The sequence below is a fragment of the Calditrichia bacterium genome, from assembly GCA_020634975.1.
Taxonomy (GTDB): domain Bacteria; phylum Calditrichota; class Calditrichia; order RBG-13-44-9; family J075; genus JACKAQ01.
The window spans coordinates 3220420-3238059 of record JACKAQ010000001.1 but is presented as its reverse complement, the minus strand read 5'-3'; the positions used below and the strand labels follow the sequence as shown (position 1 = coordinate 3238059).

The 17640-nt window shown below is 55.0% G+C and carries 15 protein-coding genes; all 15 read right to left on the bottom strand.

The annotated features are described in order from the left end of the window. Nucleotides 1-59 precede the first annotated feature (59 nt). Nucleotides 60-524 (bottom strand): hypothetical protein, encoded by a 465-nt coding sequence (locus tag H6629_12985; protein ID MCB9068709.1) that lies wholly within the window; start codon nt 522-524, stop codon nt 60-62. A gap of 107 nt (nt 525-631) precedes the next feature. Next, nucleotides 632-1207, bottom strand: coding sequence for a hypothetical protein (locus tag H6629_12980; protein MCB9068708.1), 576 nt, complete (start codon nt 1205-1207; stop codon nt 632-634). A 255-nt stretch (nt 1208-1462) separates the two neighbouring features. Next, on the bottom strand, nt 1463-2308 hold the full coding sequence (locus H6629_12975) for an esterase family protein (protein MCB9068707.1): 846 nt from the start codon (nt 2306-2308) through the stop codon (nt 1463-1465). A 1-nt stretch (nt 2309) separates the two neighbouring features. Further along, nucleotides 2310-3098, bottom strand: coding sequence for a citryl-CoA lyase (locus H6629_12970; protein ID MCB9068706.1), 789 nt, complete (start codon nt 3096-3098; stop codon nt 2310-2312). 275 nt (nt 3099-3373) lie between these two features. Beyond that, entirely contained in the window at nt 3374-4297 is a 924-nt protein-coding gene (locus H6629_12965) for a succinate--CoA ligase subunit alpha (GenBank protein MCB9068705.1), read from the bottom strand. Next, nucleotides 4281-5834 (bottom strand): acetate--CoA ligase family protein, encoded by a 1554-nt coding sequence (locus H6629_12960; protein ID MCB9068704.1) that lies wholly within the window; start codon nt 5832-5834, stop codon nt 4281-4283. Before H6629_12960 ends, H6629_12965 begins: the two co-directional genes overlap by 17 nt. Before the next feature lie 125 nt (nt 5835-5959). Continuing rightward, on the bottom strand, nt 5960-6928 hold the full coding sequence (locus H6629_12955; protein ID MCB9068703.1) for a calcium/sodium antiporter: 969 nt from the start codon (nt 6926-6928) through the stop codon (nt 5960-5962). A gap of 121 nt (nt 6929-7049) precedes the next feature. Further along, nucleotides 7050-8033 carry an ADP-ribosylglycohydrolase family protein gene (locus H6629_12950; GenBank protein MCB9068702.1) on the bottom strand — a complete coding sequence of 328 codons (984 nt, stop codon included), beginning with the start codon at nt 8031-8033 and terminating at the stop codon, nt 7050-7052. A gap of 120 nt (nt 8034-8153) precedes the next feature. Continuing rightward, nucleotides 8154-9485, bottom strand: coding sequence for an ADP-ribosylglycohydrolase family protein (locus H6629_12945; GenBank protein MCB9068701.1), 1332 nt, complete (start codon nt 9483-9485; stop codon nt 8154-8156). Nucleotides 9486-9606: 121 nt separating this feature from the next. Next, nucleotides 9607-10653: an ADP-ribosylglycohydrolase family protein gene (locus H6629_12940; protein ID MCB9068700.1), complete on the bottom strand. Its 1047-nt coding sequence runs from the start codon at nt 10651-10653 to the stop codon at nt 9607-9609. Then, nucleotides 10650-11639 carry an ADP-ribosylglycohydrolase family protein gene (locus H6629_12935; protein MCB9068699.1) on the bottom strand — a complete coding sequence of 330 codons (990 nt, stop codon included), beginning with the start codon at nt 11637-11639 and terminating at the stop codon, nt 10650-10652. Before H6629_12935 ends, H6629_12940 begins: the two co-directional genes overlap by 4 nt. Then, nucleotides 11633-13000: an extracellular solute-binding protein gene (locus H6629_12930; protein ID MCB9068698.1), complete on the bottom strand. Its 1368-nt coding sequence runs from the start codon at nt 12998-13000 to the stop codon at nt 11633-11635. The genes H6629_12935 and H6629_12930 overlap by 7 nt, the downstream gene beginning before the upstream one ends. 44 nt (nt 13001-13044) lie before the next feature. Next, nucleotides 13045-13881 (bottom strand): carbohydrate ABC transporter permease, encoded by an 837-nt coding sequence (locus H6629_12925; GenBank protein MCB9068697.1) that lies wholly within the window; start codon nt 13879-13881, stop codon nt 13045-13047. Further along, nucleotides 13878-14789 carry a sugar ABC transporter permease gene (locus H6629_12920; protein MCB9068696.1) on the bottom strand — a complete coding sequence of 304 codons (912 nt, stop codon included), beginning with the start codon at nt 14787-14789 and terminating at the stop codon, nt 13878-13880. The genes H6629_12925 and H6629_12920 overlap by 4 nt, the downstream gene beginning before the upstream one ends. After that, nucleotides 14786-17608 carry a T9SS type A sorting domain-containing protein gene (locus H6629_12915; GenBank protein ID MCB9068695.1) on the bottom strand — a complete coding sequence of 941 codons (2823 nt, stop codon included), beginning with the start codon at nt 17606-17608 and terminating at the stop codon, nt 14786-14788. The genes H6629_12920 and H6629_12915 overlap by 4 nt, the downstream gene beginning before the upstream one ends. Between the last annotated feature and the right edge of the window lie 32 nt (nt 17609-17640).

Genomic DNA, 17640 nt, shown 5'->3' with positions numbered 1-17640 from the left:
CATGAAATGTGGCGGGATTTTTATTGTGGGGAAAATTATTACAGATGAAGTGCAACCGGTTATTTTCCGGAGCTTCCGGGAACGAATTTCAGCGGCATTTCGCTGAGTGCTTTTTGTCCGCCTTTTTGCGATTTGTAATGCGAAAATGCCCGCCAAGCGATGTAAAATAACACCACATTCGGACCCGGAATGATCGTCAGCGGAATGCTGAATGGCAGTAGCGCACCGTTGGCCAGCATCCAGCGGCGATGCTTTTTCACCTGCGCATCAATCAGCGAAATGAAGATATTCCGCGCTTCGGCTTCGGTCAGCTCAGGTGGAAAAACGATGGTGATTTCCGGTGCTTTCACCAAATCCTTGAGCAAAGCTTCGCTGATATTCCGGTCGCTTCCGCCCTCCGATGCAGACAACCCGTATTCCCGTTGATTGATTTTTTGAAGATATAATATCATACACCAAACGGCAATTTTACGATGTCTTTTTGGGCATTTGCTACCATTATTCCAACCCCAAATATTGGACAATCTGGTTTACGAAATATATTTCATTTTGCTTCGGAAAAGCTGAATTCAAGCAAAAAAAAGCCCGGCAAAATACCGGGCTTCGGGGAATTACAGATAATTTTCTACGCTTATTTTCCAATCGGGATTGTGTATCCGACGCGGGCGCCAAAATAGTTGGCATCGGAGAAAACGATCAATGCTGCGAGATCGAGATTTCCCATTTGAACACCGGCCATCGGTGCAAATGCAAATTCTGTGCTGCTGTCGGAAGCATCTTGTTTTTCGGTTTCACCGGTAAACGGATTTGTAAATTCGGTTTCAGCGCTTACGCTGTAAATATGAAATCCGATTTCGCCGCCGACAAAAATTTGTGGCCCTTCTCCGCCAGGCTGCAGAAAATAGCGGGCACCTGCCATAATGGGAATCGCAGATGTGCTGACATCTACACTATTGCCAGTCGTTCCTGCCGATTTCGAACCAAACATCAAATAACCGGCCGTTCCGGTGAAAGCAATTTGAGGCGTGTAAGAATAAATACCGGTAACAGTACCACCAAACCCAACACCGGCGCCATCACTGAAATCGCCGAATGGAATCGCAAGGTTACCGGACACAACTACCGATTGAAATCCGCCCTGTGCGTATAAAGATGAAACACCAAACAACATTAAAACTGCAACAATTAATCCTTTAACACTGCGCATAAAATGACTCCTTTAGTTGTGTTGCAATAGGTAAATTAGGTACAGATACAGCTGTGTAAAAAAGATTGCATATTTTACATATCGCCATAAATTGGCGCTGTGATAATTGTCAACAATACATATTTACAAAGAATTTTGCTGTTTTTAATCAAAAAATAGAAATATAGTATCGACATTGTGCATAAAATTCCATTCAACAATACGACCAATGAGCGTTTTTTCGATGAATTTCGGAGTATTTATTAATAGAAAATATCAGCGGATAGATTGCAGCATATATTTCAATCCGTTGATAAATTGGGGTTTCCAAAGCTTCCAGTTGTGCCCGCCGTTGACGATGCGCAATTCCGCCGGGCTGCCGCTTTTCCGGTTCAAAATGCCATACAGCAGCACGGATTGTTGCTCCATATTGTATTCAAATCCTTCCGGGTGATTCCAGTCGTCATCGCCGCAGGCGATATAAATCGGCACCCGTAAGTCCTGTGCCAGATATGTAGTTAGCACTGCCGGATAATTCCAATTTTCCCACAGCGATGAGTCAAACGGCGTGCCGAATGCACCGCTGGTTCGCGCGCTGGATTCCGGCGGCGGCTGTTGCGAATAAAGCGCCGGGCTCAAAATAGTTGCGGCAGCGAACATCTGCGGATGCGCCAGCGCATAGCGCAACGCGCTGTATCCGCCCATTGAATATCCCGCCACCATTCGCCCGCTGCGTTCGCTCGAAATGCGAAATCGCTGTTCCGCATCCGGCTGTAAATCTGCAAAAAATGCCGTTTCGAACGGCTCTTTTCCGTCCGTCCACCAGCTTGTGCCGCTCGCCGGCGCAACCGCAATCACCGGTGGGATGATTTCCGCTGCAATCAGCGAATCGAGCAGCGGGAAAACCGGGTCCCACGCGTTTTCATCGCCGCCGCTGCCGTGCAGCAGATAAATTACCGGATAGCTAAGCTCAGTAGAATCATAATCTTCGGGCAAATAAATTTTGTATCGCCAGTCGCGATCCAGCGTTGCCGAGTGAAAATCCACCGTTTGGGTGGAACCGGGATTTGCCAGCAAATTGCTGCAAATCGCGAGCAAAACAATCAGCCATCGCAGTTGCATGTTATTCCTCCGTATCGGGAATTTGGCGTTTTTCCGGACCGTCATATTCCGCCATTGCGAAATCGATTTTCCGCATCGGTTTGTAGCGGCTTTTTTCCTCCAGAATATGGGCAACCAGCCCGGGCAGCCGGGAAATGATGAAAAACGCGTTTGCCAGTGTTTCGGGAAAATCCAGCTCGCAGAGCAGCGCAGCGATGGCCGCATCCACGTTGACGGGCAGCGATTTGCCGCGTTCCTGCAGCGCATCGCGAATGGCGAGGCACATTTCCACGTGCACGTTGGCGACGCCGTTTTCTGTGGCAATGTCGAACAATTTTTGGGTTCGCGGATCGTTGCTGTGCACGCGATGCCCGTAGCCCATCAATTTTTTGCGATGGGTGAGATGGTCATCGACGATCGCTGCAGCCGCATCCGGCACGCTCATCGATGTTGTTTTCATTAGATTTATGGCAGATTTCAGCAATCTCATGCTGTCCGCAATCGCGCCGCCGTGAAATTCGTTAATCGACAAAATGCCCGCTGCCAGCGCACCGTTCAGCGCAGCGCCGGTGGATGCGGACAAAATTGCGGTCTGGCAGGAGGGCGGCGTCACGCCGTGATCAACGCTGGAAATGAGGATCGCGTCCAGCACCCGCGCGATGTTCCGCGTCGGCAGCTCGCCCTTGATCAGCAGGTAAAACGTTTCCGCGAAGCTGCGCTGCCCCATCAAATCTTCGATGGGATAGCCCTTCACCAAAATTTCATTTTCGCGAATTCGGGTGATGTTCGTTTGCCAGGTTTGGGGTTTCATTTTTACTCCGGTTTTCATTTTTTGCCGCAGAGAACGCGAAACGCAATTATGCGAGCCGTAATCTTCAATTGCGTAACATTGTTTATTTAATGACGTTACGCATTTTCGCCACTGAGACACAGAGCGACACAGAGATTCTTTAAAAATCTAAAAACGGTTTTGAGAAGAAAAGGTATTGTCATATAAAACGAGCATTTACTATAAAAATGGTTACTGTAATATTTCTCTGTGATTCTCCGTGTCTCTGTGGCAAAACAGTTTCTGCGTAACATCGGTTATTTAATCGCATTCCCCTGCGATTTCCGTAATGCGATGGCGGACAGAACAGCTTTGGGGATATCCTGAAAATGCGCCACAACGGTTGCCCCGGCGGTTGTCAGTCGTTGCACCTTGTTTTCGTAGGTGCCGTTTTCGCCCTCGATGATAGCGCCGGCGTGGGAAAACCGCACGCCTTTTTGGGCAGCCTGCCCGCCGATATACGCGATGACCGGTTTGCGCACCTTGCCCTGCGCGATCAGTTCCGCCACGCCTTCTTCCTGCGATGTGCCGATTTCGCCGAACACCACAATTGCATCGGTTTGCGGATCCGCTTCGAACATTTTGACAGTTTCCGGATGGGGCAAACCCACCACGGAATCGCCGCCAACGTGCACCAGCGTGCTCAACCCGATGCCCGACTGGCTGAGGTAATACGCCAGCGACGAGGTCATCCCTCCGGAACGGGAGGTGATGCCCACATTTCCCGGTTTGAACCAGTTTTTGGCGGATTCCGCCCGACCGCCCATCATGCCGAGCACGCCTTTTCCGGGGCTGAGCACGCCGAGCGTGTTGGGTCCCAAAAAATTGGCGCCGCATTCCCGGGCGTAGCGGGAAATTTCCAGCACGTCGTAAACCGGCACACGATCCGGCACCAGCACCGCCAGTTTGATGCCCGCGTCGAACGCTTCCAGCGCGGCGTCTTTCACCAGCGGCGCGGGGACAAAAATGACGCTAACGTCAATATTTTCAAATATTTCTACGGCTTCAAGAACCGTATCGAAAACCGGCAGTCCGTGCACGGTTTGGCCGCCCCTGCCGGGTGTTACGCCGCCGGCGATCCGGGTGCCGTAATCGAGCATCAACCGGGTGCGCACCTCGCCTTCCCGTCCGGTGATGCCCTGCACGATCACGGTTTGCTGTCCGTCAATCAGGATTGCCATTCGCACCTCCCTTCCGGTCGTCCAGTCCCTCAATCGGCAAATTAATGCGACCGCCTTTATTGCCGCGAAAATGGCATTCCACCTCGCACGCGAGGCATTCGATGCATTTGCCGTTGCGCGCATCTTCCCGGGAAATATTCAGCACCGGTTTGCCGTTATCCAGCTTCAGGATTTGCGGCACGCAAGTTTCCACGCAAATATGCGTTTCGCAATTGAGGCAGGCATCGTGATCAAATGTAATGTCGCCGGTGGGCGTTTCGAACGAATACGTATGTTGCGATGGCGTTGGCTGCACCGGTCGCGGCTGCGGCGCAATGTGCGATTCGCGGATCAGCGCGTCCAGCCGTTCGACGCAAAATTCTACCGGATCGTCCTTTTTGTAGCCCTCGATCGGCGCGGGCAGATCGCGGGTGTATTCGGTGAGGATTTTCACGGCGAGATCTTCCGAATTGCCGCCGAGCCGGATCACTGCCGGAATGGCCAGCCACACTTCGCGAAAAGCTTTCACCAGTCCGCGGGCGGAGTGGAATTGCTCCTGCGATGCGACGCCCGAACCGGAGCCGAAATAACCGGCGATATTTTTCTGCGATAAAATAATCTTCGCGGCGCGATACACTTTCGATGCCGGGGGATTTCCCGAAGTATCGCAAAAGTTCGCGACCCTGTAACCGTTGCGCTGCAACGCATCCATGCCCATCATCGAGCCGCCGCCGCCCGCGCCGTGAAACCCGACGTAGCGATCGGTTTTCTCAAAATTGGTAGCCATCTGGATAAAATAAAACGTGCCACGATAGTCATCTTTTTCAATTTTATAGGCGATTTTTTCCAGATCGGTGGGCGGGTGATTCAGCTCCCGGGCGATCTCGATGCCCAGCTCCGGGTGGCGATACACCGCGTAATCGTCGATGGTGATGCGGCAGTCTGCCGCCAGAAATCGCCCGTCGCGGGTTTTCACGAGTGGATTAATTTCCAGCGATCGTGCCTCAAATTTCCGGGCGGTTTGCCACAATTTCACCAGAATTCCGGCAATCGCCTGCTGCGCTTTGCCGTGGATGCCGGTTCGCCGGACGAGGTTGCGCGCCTCAAAATCGCGGATGCCGTTGCGCACATCGATGGTAAAATACGCCACTTTGTCCGGGTGCTCCCGCACGATTTCCTCCACGCCGCTGCCGCCGGTCGCACTGAAAATGAGCACCGGCGCACTTTCCGTATCGCTGATGATCAGGCTGGCGAAATATTCTTCCGCGATGTCGATTTTTTCCTCGACCAGCACATGGGTAACGGGATAGCCGCTGATCTGCCGCGCGAGCAGTTCGCGGGTGATTGCCGTCGCATCCGCAGCGGTTGTGGCAAAGCGGATCAATCCCTGTTTGAAACGGGCGGTTGTCCAGGCTTGCGCTTTCAGCACCGTTTCGCCGCCAATGATTGCGACGGCATCCGCTGCGGCTTCAGCGCTGGTGACTACCGCCTCTTTTGGCACCGTGATGCCCATTTGCCGGAGCAACGCCTTACCCTGAAATTCGTGTAATCTTGCCATAATTTTTCGTTTTTTTAAACGCAGAGGGCGCTGAATTCGCAGAGATTGCTGATGAAAAACATTCGCTTTCTCTGTGCTCTCCGCGTTCTCTGCGGTTCATTTTTTTCTGTTTTAATACCGCGATGTTACAAAATTCCGGCGGAAAAAGTGATAAACAGGATGTAAACCAGCAGCAGCGAAAAGCCTTCGCCGCGAATTATCCGCCAGTCCGTACGCATGATCGGCCAAACGATAAGTGTAATAAAAACAAGGATTGGAATTTCCAAAAACAGCATGGTGTGGTCCACTTCTACCGGACGAATAAACGCGGTGATCCCGCCGACCAGCACCAGGTTAAAAATGTTGCTCCCGATGATATTGCCGATCGCCAGATCAACCTCTTTTTTGGCGGCGCTGACGAGCGTGGTCGCCAGTTCCGGCAGCGAGGTGCCCAGCGCAATCAGCGTGAGCCCGATAATCGTGTTGTTCACATCCAGCTTTTCGGCCAGCCGCACCGCCGCGAAAACCGTCAGTTTCGAGCCGCCGACCAGAATCGCGATGCCAACGGCAATCAGCAGCCAGTGGATGACGCGCGGCGATTGTGATTTTGCATCGCTGTGGGCTTTTTGCAATTCCTCAAATTCCGCCATTTCTCTCAGTGAATAGCGGAGGATGTAACTGACAAATAGCGCAAACAACAACAGCAGCAAAACGCCTTCGGCCCAGCCGATCTGAAATCCCGTGATTGCGCAGCCCACGAAAACCAGCGTTACCAGAATCATGAACGGCACTTCGCGGCGAAGCCAGGTTTTTTGCACCGGCAACGGATAAATCAGTGCACCGAGCCCCAAAATCAGCCCGAGATTGGCGATGTTGCTGCCCAGAATATTGCCGATGGAAATACCGATTTCATTTTCGATGGCGGCAACCGTACTCACGAACAGCTCCGGCAGCGATGTGCCGATGGAAACGACGGTTAACCCGATGATCAACGGACTGATGCCAAACGAGCTGGCCACCTGCACCGAATATTTGACCAGCAATTCCGCCCCGCCCCACAGCAGATACAGTCCCACCGCGAGCAGCGCCAGTTGAATCAGTAGATGTTCTGCCATTTTTTCACCTGTGTCTGTTTTTACGCTTAAATCGATGAAAATATTTGGGTTGTGAAAAGTGTTTTTAGTGTTTTAGATAACAAACCCGATTTTTACCCTGTTACTCAAACACTTCCTAAACTTACCCAATCAAATCTGAAAGTTTTTGCCCTAAATCAAATATATCCAACCCTTTGGTGAAGGCGAGGCAGGTACCGGATGGATAGCGGCATTTTTCCGCCCACGCCGGCGGAATGCCCGAAAGTCCGCATTTTGCACCGCTGATTGCCCCGACGATTGCGGCAATCGTGTCGGAATCACGCCCGAAATTGCTGCCGTAAATGATGCCTTTCCGGAAATCGCCGCCGGTGAGTTTGAACACGCAAATCGCCTCGCTGACCGCTTCCGGCACCGCGGCTTTGTATTCGGTGACCAGCGCGTGATGCAACGGCATCCACGCTTCTTCCAGCGATGCCGCGCCATCGACAATCGCCAGCGATTTTTCCAGCGTGTGGCGCAACCAGGAATCCGCCGGTGCGGCATCAACTGCGGCAGCCACAATTTCATCGACGGTGCCGTCGGCCATCGCCGTGGCAACCGCCGCCGCAACCGCCTGCGCGCCCCAGATGCCATCGCGCCAGTGACTGATTTGCGCATCGATTTCCGCCTGCTGGCGGGCACGTGCCGGATCACCGGCGTTGACAATCCCGATCGGGCCAACGCGCATCGCCGCGCCGTCGCTGATGTTGTAAGAATTGAATCGCCCCGTTTCCGGCGGCAGCAATCCGCGTTTGATGTTCAGCGCCGCTTCCCGTTCGCTGGCGCCGCCGCGCGGGAATTCGCTTTGCACGAGTACATGATTTTTCCATGCGGAAAGCACGTGTTCCGGCGTCAGTTCGCCGCCGGATTCGATGAGCGTGTTGGCGGTGAGCAGCGCAAATTCCGTGTCATCGGTGGACCAGGTTTTGCCGTCCTGAAAATCCATCGTAATGCCGAACATAAAGTGGTTTTCCGGCGTGCGCGCGGCATCGCCGAAGGAATCGCCAATCGCCAATCCCACCAGACTGCCAATCGCGCGGTCGCGGCAAAGCGCTTTATTTTTCAGTAATTCTGATTTGCTGATCATTGCAAGTTCATTCCTTTTTTGAGTGTTCAAATGTTTATGTGTTAACGTGTTGTGGTTTCGATTTGATGCTTAAATTTAGAAAAAACAATATCTAAACTATAACACCAAAACACCCGGACACTATAACACTAACCGATACGTCCGCCGCGCCAGTTCACGGATCGAGCTGTTGTCGAATCCGCGCAAACTGCTGCGGATGCGGTCGTTCAGCGGATCGATCCATTTGGCGGGCAGGCGTTGCTCGCCGAGCATCGTTCCCATAATCGAGCCGACTGTGGCGCCATTGCTGTCCGTGTCCCAACCACCCATCACCACGTTGCAGATCGCGGTTTCAAAATCGCCGTTGCTGAACAACAGCGCCGCCGCAACCAGCGCTGCATTGTTAATCGTGTGAACCCAGTGAAAGTCGCCGAATCGCTCATAAATCCGGTCAACCGCGGCTTCGAAATCCGGCTCGCGCGATGGCAGTTGTAGCACAAAACGGATCGCTTCCGCCAGCCGGGAATTTGCGGGAATCTGGTTCAATCCGTGCTGCAGCAGTTCCGCCGGATCGTTGCAGGCAAACGCCGCTGCAATCACCGCTGCGAAAAACATCTCGCCGTAAATACCGTTTTGCACATGACTTAGCCGTGCATCGCGCCAGGCCAGCGCCGCCGCATTTCCAGGATTTCCGGGTGAAATCCATCCCCAAACATCCGCACGGATTTGCGCACCGATCCACTCGCGAAACGGATTGTTGACCCGCGCCGTTTCCGGCGGATCGATCAGTTGCAGACAGTTAATGTAAGCGATGCGCTCCGCAGTAAAACTGCGCAACACCGGCATCAGCGACAGCCATGCCTCCGCGATATCCTCCGTCCGGAAATTTGCACCGGCGGTTTCCAGCACGGAAAGGTTGATCATCGGGTAATTCATATCGTCGTCTTCGGTCATGCAGACGATGTTTTCCCGCAATGATTCCCGTCCGCTGTGGCGATTCCAGGGATATTTTTTGAGCAGATGATCCGGCACACCCTTCGCGGTGATGTAGTCCGAAAGCGGCCAGTTGCCGCTGGCAACCAGCATTTCTCGGATGCCTGCGCGCGGCGTTTTTTCGACCGGTTTGCCGAGCAAACAGCCCGCAGAGCGACCGAGCCAGCCGCCGGAAATGCGATCGACCAACGCACTTTCGGCGCGATTGGCAGCGGGTAGCCGCAGCGGATTTTCCGGGCGGGCAGCCCGGATTGCCGGCAACTCCGACGGTTCGTTTTTCAACAATTCATCCGGCGGCGATAGCAATTGCAGCTCGTTGTGCAGCTTTCGCGCCGCATCGCGGATCGCATCGGCGGTTTCACCGGATTCCCGGATGGTTTCCCAGCGCCGACCAAATTCGCGGACATCCAAACCTTCCTCGCTGCGTTGCCGCAATTCGTGGGTGAGCAAATCTTCCGGGCTGATCCAACTGATTTTCATGTTTTTTTGTCATTCGTTTAGCAAATTAAATTTATTCGCAATGAGACTCCTGCCTTCGCAGGAGTGACCCAATCACTGCAAATATTGTCATTCCTGCGAAGGCAGGAATCTAATTTTAGTATTATTCTTTTCGATCCGCCATTTCCGAAATCGATGTGCAGATAGCCAAATAATCCGCGCCGGCGAGATTTGGCAGGCTGATGCCCTTCAATTGCGCCAGCCGTTTGCGCCAGTTTTCGGAGAGAAAATCGTCCGTGGCGAGCGCGCCGCAGAGTGCGCCGGTGAGCGCGGGCACCGATTCCGCGGTTTTGGCAAATGTGCACGCCGCTGCGATTCCCGCTGCCACATCGCCGCCGCATTTTTCGACAATCGCCAGCGTGAGCGCCAGCGATTCCGGCGCCGCACCGCCGTAGCTGTATTCCCGGTTGATGATTGTTGCGCTCAATTCCGGGTGAATCTCGAAAATGGAATTGGCGGATTTCGCGATAGCCAACGCCTGCTCAGCCATCCGGCGGCTCCAGCTTTTTTGCGGGAGCTGCGCGATTGCCGCATCGATGGCGGCTGCCGGATCGCCACCGGCGCAGGCAATACTCGCGGCTGCGGCAAAGGCTTTCGCCGTCCAAATGCCGTCCTCCGAATGGGTGACCGCCGCTTCATTTTCCGCCATCACCGCGGCCAATTCCGGATTTCCCGCGCAAATGATGCCGATTGGCAGCACCCGGCACAGCGCCGCATCGTCAAAATAATGGGGATTGTCGTGGCCGCTCGCCGGTGGAAAAACGGATTTTTGCAAATTCGAAATCGCCGAACGGACGCTCACCGGCGCGAGAATTTCCCCATCGGCGTTAGCCAGTTTCAGCCAGTCGCGGCGAACGGTTTCTGCCGTCAGTTTGCCATTTTCGGCGATCAGCCGCTGCGCGACAAACACCGCCCATTCGCTGAGAATCGCGGGTGCAATGTCAAATCCGGCAGCAGACTGGTTCAGCGAAAAAGGCATCGGCAAGCGGGAAATTCGCTGGTTTTCCGCCGCCGCATCCATTTCGCGCCGAATCCGCCGCGTCCACGGCGGGAGCAAATGGCTGCGCTGGAACATCGCCGGCCAACTGACCGCGTCGCCCATAGCCAGTCCGGTCATCGCCCGGAACGCCCGTTTTTTAATTTCGCTCATGATGCGCTCCACTCGCTTGCCAGTGTCGCCAGTTTGTCCGCGGTTTCCATCAAATCCATTCCCCGCACAGTTTTGATGCAGGTGCCGTTTGCGGAGCGGATACGCTTGCGCCATTTTTTGGGAATTTCGGCGAATCCGCTGCGCGCGCCGGTGATCGCCCCGGCAATTGCCGCAATCGTGTCCGTATCCCTGCCGATGTTGATGCCGCCGAGTACGCTTTCAGTGAAATTTCCCGACGCCGCCACCAGCAAGCCGAACGCCAGCCCTACCGCTTCCGGCGCAATATCCGCCCAATAATAATGGTGGCAAACGATGGCAGCATACAACGGCGGAATCGAAGCCCAGACATCCGGGCTTTGCCAGCCGATCCGCACCGCGCGATCGATGCTGCGGAATGTCCAGGAATTTTCCGGAATAACCGCGAGCGCTGCCGCCACGATATCGGTCACGGCTGCGCCGGTGATGGCTGTCGCGATGGCTGCTGCCACCGCCTGCCCGCTGAAAATTCCTTCGCCGGCATGACTGACGCAACCATCGATGCCCGCCAGTTGTGCTGCGAGCGCCGGTTTTCCCGCCGCAACGATGCCGTATGGCGCAACCCGCATCGCCAAACCATCGCTCCAGCTGTGCAAATGCTGTCCTGAAAACGGTGGCTGCAATCCCGATTGGAGATTGCGGATCGATAAAATTTCGCTGAATCCCGCGCCTTTGTAGGCGTTGTCGCCGGAAATGATCTCCGCGCGATAGGCATCGACAATCTTTTCCGGCGATAACTCAAGTCCGTATGAAAACAACAACTTGGCGCTGAACAGCGCGTATTCTGTATCGTCCGTTCCGCCCTGCTCGTCGGATAAAAAATCCGTGATGCGTCCCCAGCGTTCGCGGATCTGTTCGGGCGTTTTGCCTTCCGCCGGACTGCCCAGCGCATCGCCGACCGCCAGCCCGACGAGGCAGCCGCGGGCATGTTCGTTTATCGGTTTCACCAGCGATCCCCCCTCATTTGGTAGCGCGCCAACACCCAGTTGCTTTCGGTTTCCAGTCGCTCCGCCGCTTCGTCGAGATCGATGCGGTTGGCGAAAAATTCCTGCAAAATGGGATTGGCGACGCGGGTTTTCCACTCCACATATCCGGGCGCGCCCAGCCACGGGCCGGTGGAAAGCAGCTCAGCGGAAGTGCTGACCACATCCCAGCCGTTGCCGCCGTTGCGAAATTCGGGCATCGCCAAACAGGATTCGCGGGTGGGCAGCATCCAGTCGCAGAGCGCGTTGCGGGCCATGTTTTCCGCATTCACAAAATATTCGATAAATGCCATTGCGTCGGTTTTTCGCCGGGATTTTTCCGGGATGCTCAGCGTTTGCGTGTTGATCCCGGTTTTCTGCGATTCGGCTTTGGGCAGCAGAAAAACGCCCCATTCGAACGATTCCGGCGCATTTTCCGCGAGTTGCTGCCGCGCCCACGCGCCGATGCCGATCAGCATGGCGTAGTTACCCTGGAACAATCCGGGGATCATCGCGGAGCCGGTTTTGCCGATGCTCGAGGGCGCCATCGAGCGATCGCGATAGAGCATGCCATAAATCAGGCGGAGCAATTCGCGCTCGCCATCGCCGACTGCAACGCTGTATTCGCCCGCATTTTTGCGGAAAAACGAGCCGCCAAAACTGATCGACAGATTCATGATGATGTTCGCGGCATTACGCAATCCCATTGCCGCGCCGTACTGGTCGGTTTGCCCGTCACCGTCCGTATCCTGCGTGAGTGCGGTGGCTGCGCGTTGCAGATCGGCAATTGTCCACGGGTTTTCCGCAGTTGGCGGTGTGATGCCGGCGTCAGCAAACATTTTTTTGTTGTAGAGAATTATAAACGATTCCATCAAAAACGGGATGCCGGTGATCTGCCCGCCCGGCCGTTCGACGGATGCCCACGCGACATCCAGCACGTCGCTGCGCAATTCATCGGGAACCATCGGCGCGAGGTCCGCCAGAAATCCGCGGATGGCAAAATCGACGATCACGGACGATTCGTAATGGAACACATCGGGCACATCGCCGGTTTCGAACGCGGTGATCAGGTAATCGTGGATCGATCCCCAGGTGCCCTGCACATATTCCACCGGCGTTTCGGGATGCGCGGTGTTCCACTGCTCAACGATATCTTTGTGCGCCGCAACCGATTGCTCCTGCCACGCCAGACTGACGAATCGCAGCGGTTTTCCGGCATCGTCCTGTTCGTTCGCGGATTCGCAGCCGCTGAAAATCAGCAGCAAAATCATCGCTGTCAAATTCAGCAGAAACAGTATTTTGTGCGTTTTACAATTCATTATTTCAACAGTCGTGTAGGGTTCGCACATGCGCGAACCGTTTTGTATGATTTTTTAGAAAAGCACGGAATAATTTATTTGATCGAACCCGCCAGCAAACCGGCGGAAAACCATTTGCGCATCAGTGAAAACAGGACGATGGACGGCACTGTGGCGATGATGCTCGCCGCCGCCAGCGGTCCGGTTCGCGCCTGCCCTTCGATGCCGGTCAGCCGTGCCAGTTCCACCGGCAGCGTGATTGTTTCCGGACTTTTCAGCAGCACCAGCGCAAAGAAAAATTCGTTCCACGCCGAAATGAACGCGAACAGCGCGGATGCGCCGATCGCCGGAAGCAGCACCGGCATCAAAATCAGGTAAACAATTTGCAACCGCGATGCGCCGTCGATGGCGGCGGCTTCTTCCAGTTCCACCGGAATATTTTTCATGTAGCCAAAGAGCATCCACAAAATAAAGGGCAGGCTCCAAACCACATAAACCAGCGCCAGACCCAGCAGCGTGTCGGTCAGGTGGAAAAAACGGATCACCAGATACAGCGGCACGATGATCAAAATTGCCGGAAAAATCTGCGACGTCAAAATCCATCCCATAAAAAAACGGTTGAGCAGCGACTGGTAACGAACCAGCGCATACGCCGCAGGCATCGCGATGATCACCACCAAAACCGTGGCAATCACGCCGGCGAACAGGCTGTTGAGCATGCTCCGGAAAATCTGCCCCTCGGCGATGATCGTTTGAAAATGTTCCAGCGTCGGCGTTTTGGGAATGAGCGAAAACACGCCCGAGTAAATTTCCGGGGTGGTTTTCAGCGATGTCACGACGATCCAGATCATCGGGAAAACCAGATAAATTACAAAAAGGAGCAGCGAAAGGTGCACAACGGCTGTTCGTAAACGGTTGTTTTTTTTGCTCATGCTATGCCTCCGGTATCCACCTGTTCCCGGAACTGGATGCGCAAATAAAAGAACAGCGCCACGATGATGAACACCACCATCACATTGCCGATGGCTGCGGCGTAGCCCACAAATCCGTAGCGAAACGCCTCCTCGTATGCGGCGAGCATCGGCAGCCGGGTCAACCCGCCGGGACCGCCCTGTGTGAGCACCCAAACCAGACCGAACGAGTTGAAATTCCAGATAAAATTGAGCGACAGCACGATCGCCAGCACCGGTTTGAGCAGCGGCAGCGTGATGTGCCGGAAGCGCATCCACGAACCCGCGCCATCCAGTTCGGCGGATTCATACAGCGTTTTCGGGATGGTTTGCAGCCCGGCAAACAGGAACACTGCGGTTTTCGGCAACTCGCCCCAGATGCCCGCGACAATCACCGCGGGAATGGCAAATTCGTAGCTGGTCAGCCAGTTGATCGGCGTGTGAATGATGCCCAATCCGGTCAGCAGCACGTTGACCGCGCCGGTATCGGGATCGAACATTTGTTTCCAGACCACCCCGCGAATCACCGGCGGCATTGCCCACGGAATGAGGATGAGCAGGCTGTACACGCCGGAAAAGCGCACCCGGGTGTTCAGCAGCAGCGCCAGCAGCAAACCGAGCACCAGTTGCGCACCCGTCACGGTGATCGTCCAGATAAATCCCACCTTGAACGAACGCCAGAAATACTGGTCTTTCAGCATGTAAAGGTAATTGTCGATGCCGTTGAACTGGATTTCGCTGCCGAGTTGGTAATCCGTGAAACCGAGATAAATGCCCCGCAACAGCGGCACAATCGACAAAATGAGCACCGGAATGAGCACCGGCAGCAGCAATTTCAACTGCTCGGCATCGGCAGCGCGGGACTGTTTTTTTCGTCCGGAATTGTTCATCGCAGCAGCAACATTTTTTTGACCGACACGGCATCGCCCGCGCGGAGGCGATACATATACACGCCGCTGGCAACGGCTGTGCCGGATGCGTTGGTGCCGTCCCACGAAACCGTGTAGCTGCCCGCCGCCTGTTTTTCATCGACCAGCGTTTTGATTCCCTGTCCCAACGTATTGTAAATACTCAATTTCACAGCGTTGAAATTTGGCAACTGATAGCTGATCGCCGTGCGCGGATTGAAGGGATTCGGGTAATTCTGCGCCAGCGAAGCCACTTCCGGCAGCACCGGCGCGATGTCCGGCAACGCAGTGAGCGCATCGAAACGGTAAATCGAGAGTCCGTCTGCCTCCTCCGCGACGAACACCCGGTTTTCCGCGACGGCAACGCCGCGAGCGAAAGGTGTGCCGTTGTAAACACCCGCCACCGTCGGTGAATGCGGGTTGCTCACATCAAACGCCCGCAAACCGGCATTTCCGGCGGCGATGAACACAAAATGTTGCGCAACCGTTGCGTCAAACGCGATTGCGCCGAGCGCAGTTGTGCTGATTTGCTGCGGCGCAGCCGGATTGCTGATATCGAAAATCCGCAGCGTGTCGCCATCGGGAACGAACGCGGCAGTACCGCTCAGCGCCAGCCCGTCGCAACCGGAAACGAGCGCGGGTGTGGCGCCGGTTTCCAGCGGATTAGCCGGATCGGATACGTCAAAAAACACCACGCGATGGTCATCCGCCAATGCAGCGATGTTCCCGTCAATCGCCACCGAACGGGCAAAATATGCCGAAAAAACAGCAGATTTTTCGGGCTGCTGCGGATCGGAAATATCGAGCAGCACCAGTCCGCTGTCGCTGGCAGCAACGTAGATAAATTCATTTTTTACAGCCAGTTGCCGTGCGCGTCCGGTATTCACAAAACGGATTTCCTGCGGCTGCTGCGGATTGGAAATATCGAGCACGCGAACGCCCGCGTCCCAGTCCGCGAGATAAGCAATATCGCCGAGTACGCGCACATCGCGGGCATCGCCGGGCGAATCTTTTTTGCCGATCAGCGATGGCTGCTGCGGCTGGCTGACATCCACAATTTTCAGCCCTTCCCAGCCATACGCGACATACGCGACGCCATTTTCCACCTGCGAGCGATACGCCTTCCCGAACGAAACGCTCCCGCCCGATGACGGCGCAACCTGAATAAACGCGGTTTCCGCCGGATTCGCCGGATCGGCGATGTTCACCGCCCGAACGCCCGCGCTGAAATCCGCCACAAACACATGCGCGGCGGGCTGCCCGTTTGCGGAAATTTCCCCGAAAGATAACCCGATTGAGCGACCGGGAGATTGCCAACCGGCGATTTCCGCCGGATGTGCCGGATCGCTTAATTCGATTATTTTCAGCCCGGAATCGCCCGCGGCGACAAAACCGAGGTTGTCGCGGATGCGGATTTCCGAAATTTTGTTGCCGCTGAGCACAGCGGAAACGCCCACCGGATTCGCCGGATTCTGCACGTCGATAATCTGCAAGCCGGTAAATTCATCGGCGAGAAAAGCGAACCCGTTTTCGACGGTGATGGCGCGATTGCTGCTGCCGAACCCGCTGATTGCCCCGATGTATTGCGGCGCTGCCGGATCGCTGGCATCGATAATATGGCTTTTTGCACCGGCGGCGAGCCAAACCAACTGGCTATCCGCGAACACATCGAAACAGGTGCCGAGCGTGTCAACGGCGGCGAGTTGCTGCGGCTGCGCCGGATCGCTGATATCGAAAATGGTCAGTCCGTTCTCACCGGCGAGAAATGCGGTTTGCCCGCGCAGCGCGATCTGCTTTGCGCCGCTCAGGCTGGTCGCAGAAATTACTGCGGGTTGCTGCGGATTGGCGATGTCGATCAGCAACAACGCAGTTTCGCCGATGGCGGCGAGCACATCGCTTCCGGCAACGGATTGCAAATCCGTAATCGCTTCCGGCAATTGCAACTCGGCGATGGTTTGCGGCAGTTGCACTGCATCATCAAATTGCTGGACAACCAGCGAGTTTCCCATTCCGAAAAACGCCAGATTTCCGGCAGCGAAAACCGCATTCACCTTGCGGCGATTTTGTTTCAGCAGCCATTCGTAAATATCTGTATTTGCATAAGTTTGCGTCCAGGAATTATGCCCGACACCCGGATAAACCGTAAACCGCGCGTTCCCGCCGCAGGCACGAAACACGTTGATTGCGCCGCGTCCGGCCGTGAGCGGCACCACCGGATCGTTTGCGCCGTGGAACGCCCATGCGGGAATATCCCGCATGTTGCAAAAACTGGTGCCGGGCTCCCGCCGGGCGGCAATGGGAATTACTCCGGCAAAAAGGTCGGGATGGCGTGCTGCCATATCCCAACTGCCGATGCCGCCCATGCTGTATCCGGTGAGATAGACGCGATCCGGGTCAACCGGATGTTCAGCGATGACGTTTTCGATCATCCGGCGAATAAGTGTGTCGGTGCGATCCCAATACCACTCGGTCGACAGCGGGCATTGCGGTGCAATTACCATGATCGGGAAGCTGTTCCAACCGTCCAGTTTTGCGGGCAACCCGTCATTTTTGAGAATTTCGAGATCGTTTCCGCGTTCGCCGATGCCGCTCAGCGAAACAATCAGCGGGAATTTGCCATCGATTTGCGCTTCGGTATTTTCCGGGGTGAACAGCAAATAATTGAGATCCGGCGCGGGCGTTTGCACCGGCGTTTGCGCAACAAATCGCCCGAAATTCCCCAGTTTGGTGAAATTGTCGATTTCCTGCGCTGCGGCAATTTGCCATAAAAATATGGCGATCGCGCCGGTCAGCAACGGCATCCGGATTAATTTCGCAAATTTGGGTAGTGAGA

Excerpts from the sequence above, each read along its gene's own strand:
- H6629_12980 (MCB9068708.1), bottom strand. The coding sequence starts at position 1,207 with ATGCGCAGTGTTAAAGGATTAATTGTTGCAGTTTTAATGTTGTTTGGT.
- H6629_12975 (MCB9068707.1), bottom strand. The coding sequence starts at position 2,308 with ATGCAACTGCGATGGCTGATTGTTTTGCTCGCGATTTGCAGCAATTTG.
- H6629_12970 (MCB9068706.1), bottom strand. The coding sequence starts at position 3,098 with ATGAAACCCCAAACCTGGCAAACGAACATCACCCGAATTCGCGAAAAT.
- H6629_12965 (MCB9068705.1), bottom strand. The coding sequence starts at position 4,297 with ATGGCAATCCTGATTGACGGACAGCAAACCGTGATCGTGCAGGGCATC.
- H6629_12960 (MCB9068704.1), bottom strand. The coding sequence starts at position 5,834 with ATGGCAAGATTACACGAATTTCAGGGTAAGGCGTTGCTCCGGCAAATG.
- H6629_12955 (MCB9068703.1), bottom strand. The coding sequence starts at position 6,928 with ATGGCAGAACATCTACTGATTCAACTGGCGCTGCTCGCGGTGGGACTG.
- H6629_12950 (MCB9068702.1), bottom strand. The coding sequence starts at position 8,033 with ATGATCAGCAAATCAGAATTACTGAAAAATAAAGCGCTTTGCCGCGAC.
- H6629_12945 (MCB9068701.1), bottom strand. The coding sequence starts at position 9,485 with ATGAAAATCAGTTGGATCAGCCCGGAAGATTTGCTCACCCACGAATTG.
- H6629_12940 (MCB9068700.1), bottom strand. The coding sequence starts at position 10,653 with ATGAGCGAAATTAAAAAACGGGCGTTCCGGGCGATGACCGGACTGGCT.
- H6629_12930 (MCB9068698.1), bottom strand. The coding sequence starts at position 13,000 with ATGTGCGAACCCTACACGACTGTTGAAATAATGAATTGTAAAACGCAC.
- H6629_12925 (MCB9068697.1), bottom strand. The coding sequence starts at position 13,881 with ATGAGCAAAAAAAACAACCGTTTACGAACAGCCGTTGTGCACCTTTCG.
- H6629_12920 (MCB9068696.1), bottom strand. The coding sequence starts at position 14,789 with ATGAACAATTCCGGACGAAAAAAACAGTCCCGCGCTGCCGATGCCGAG.
- H6629_12915 (MCB9068695.1), bottom strand. The coding sequence starts at position 17,608 with ATGCCGTTGCTGACCGGCGCGATCGCCATATTTTTATGGCAAATTGCC.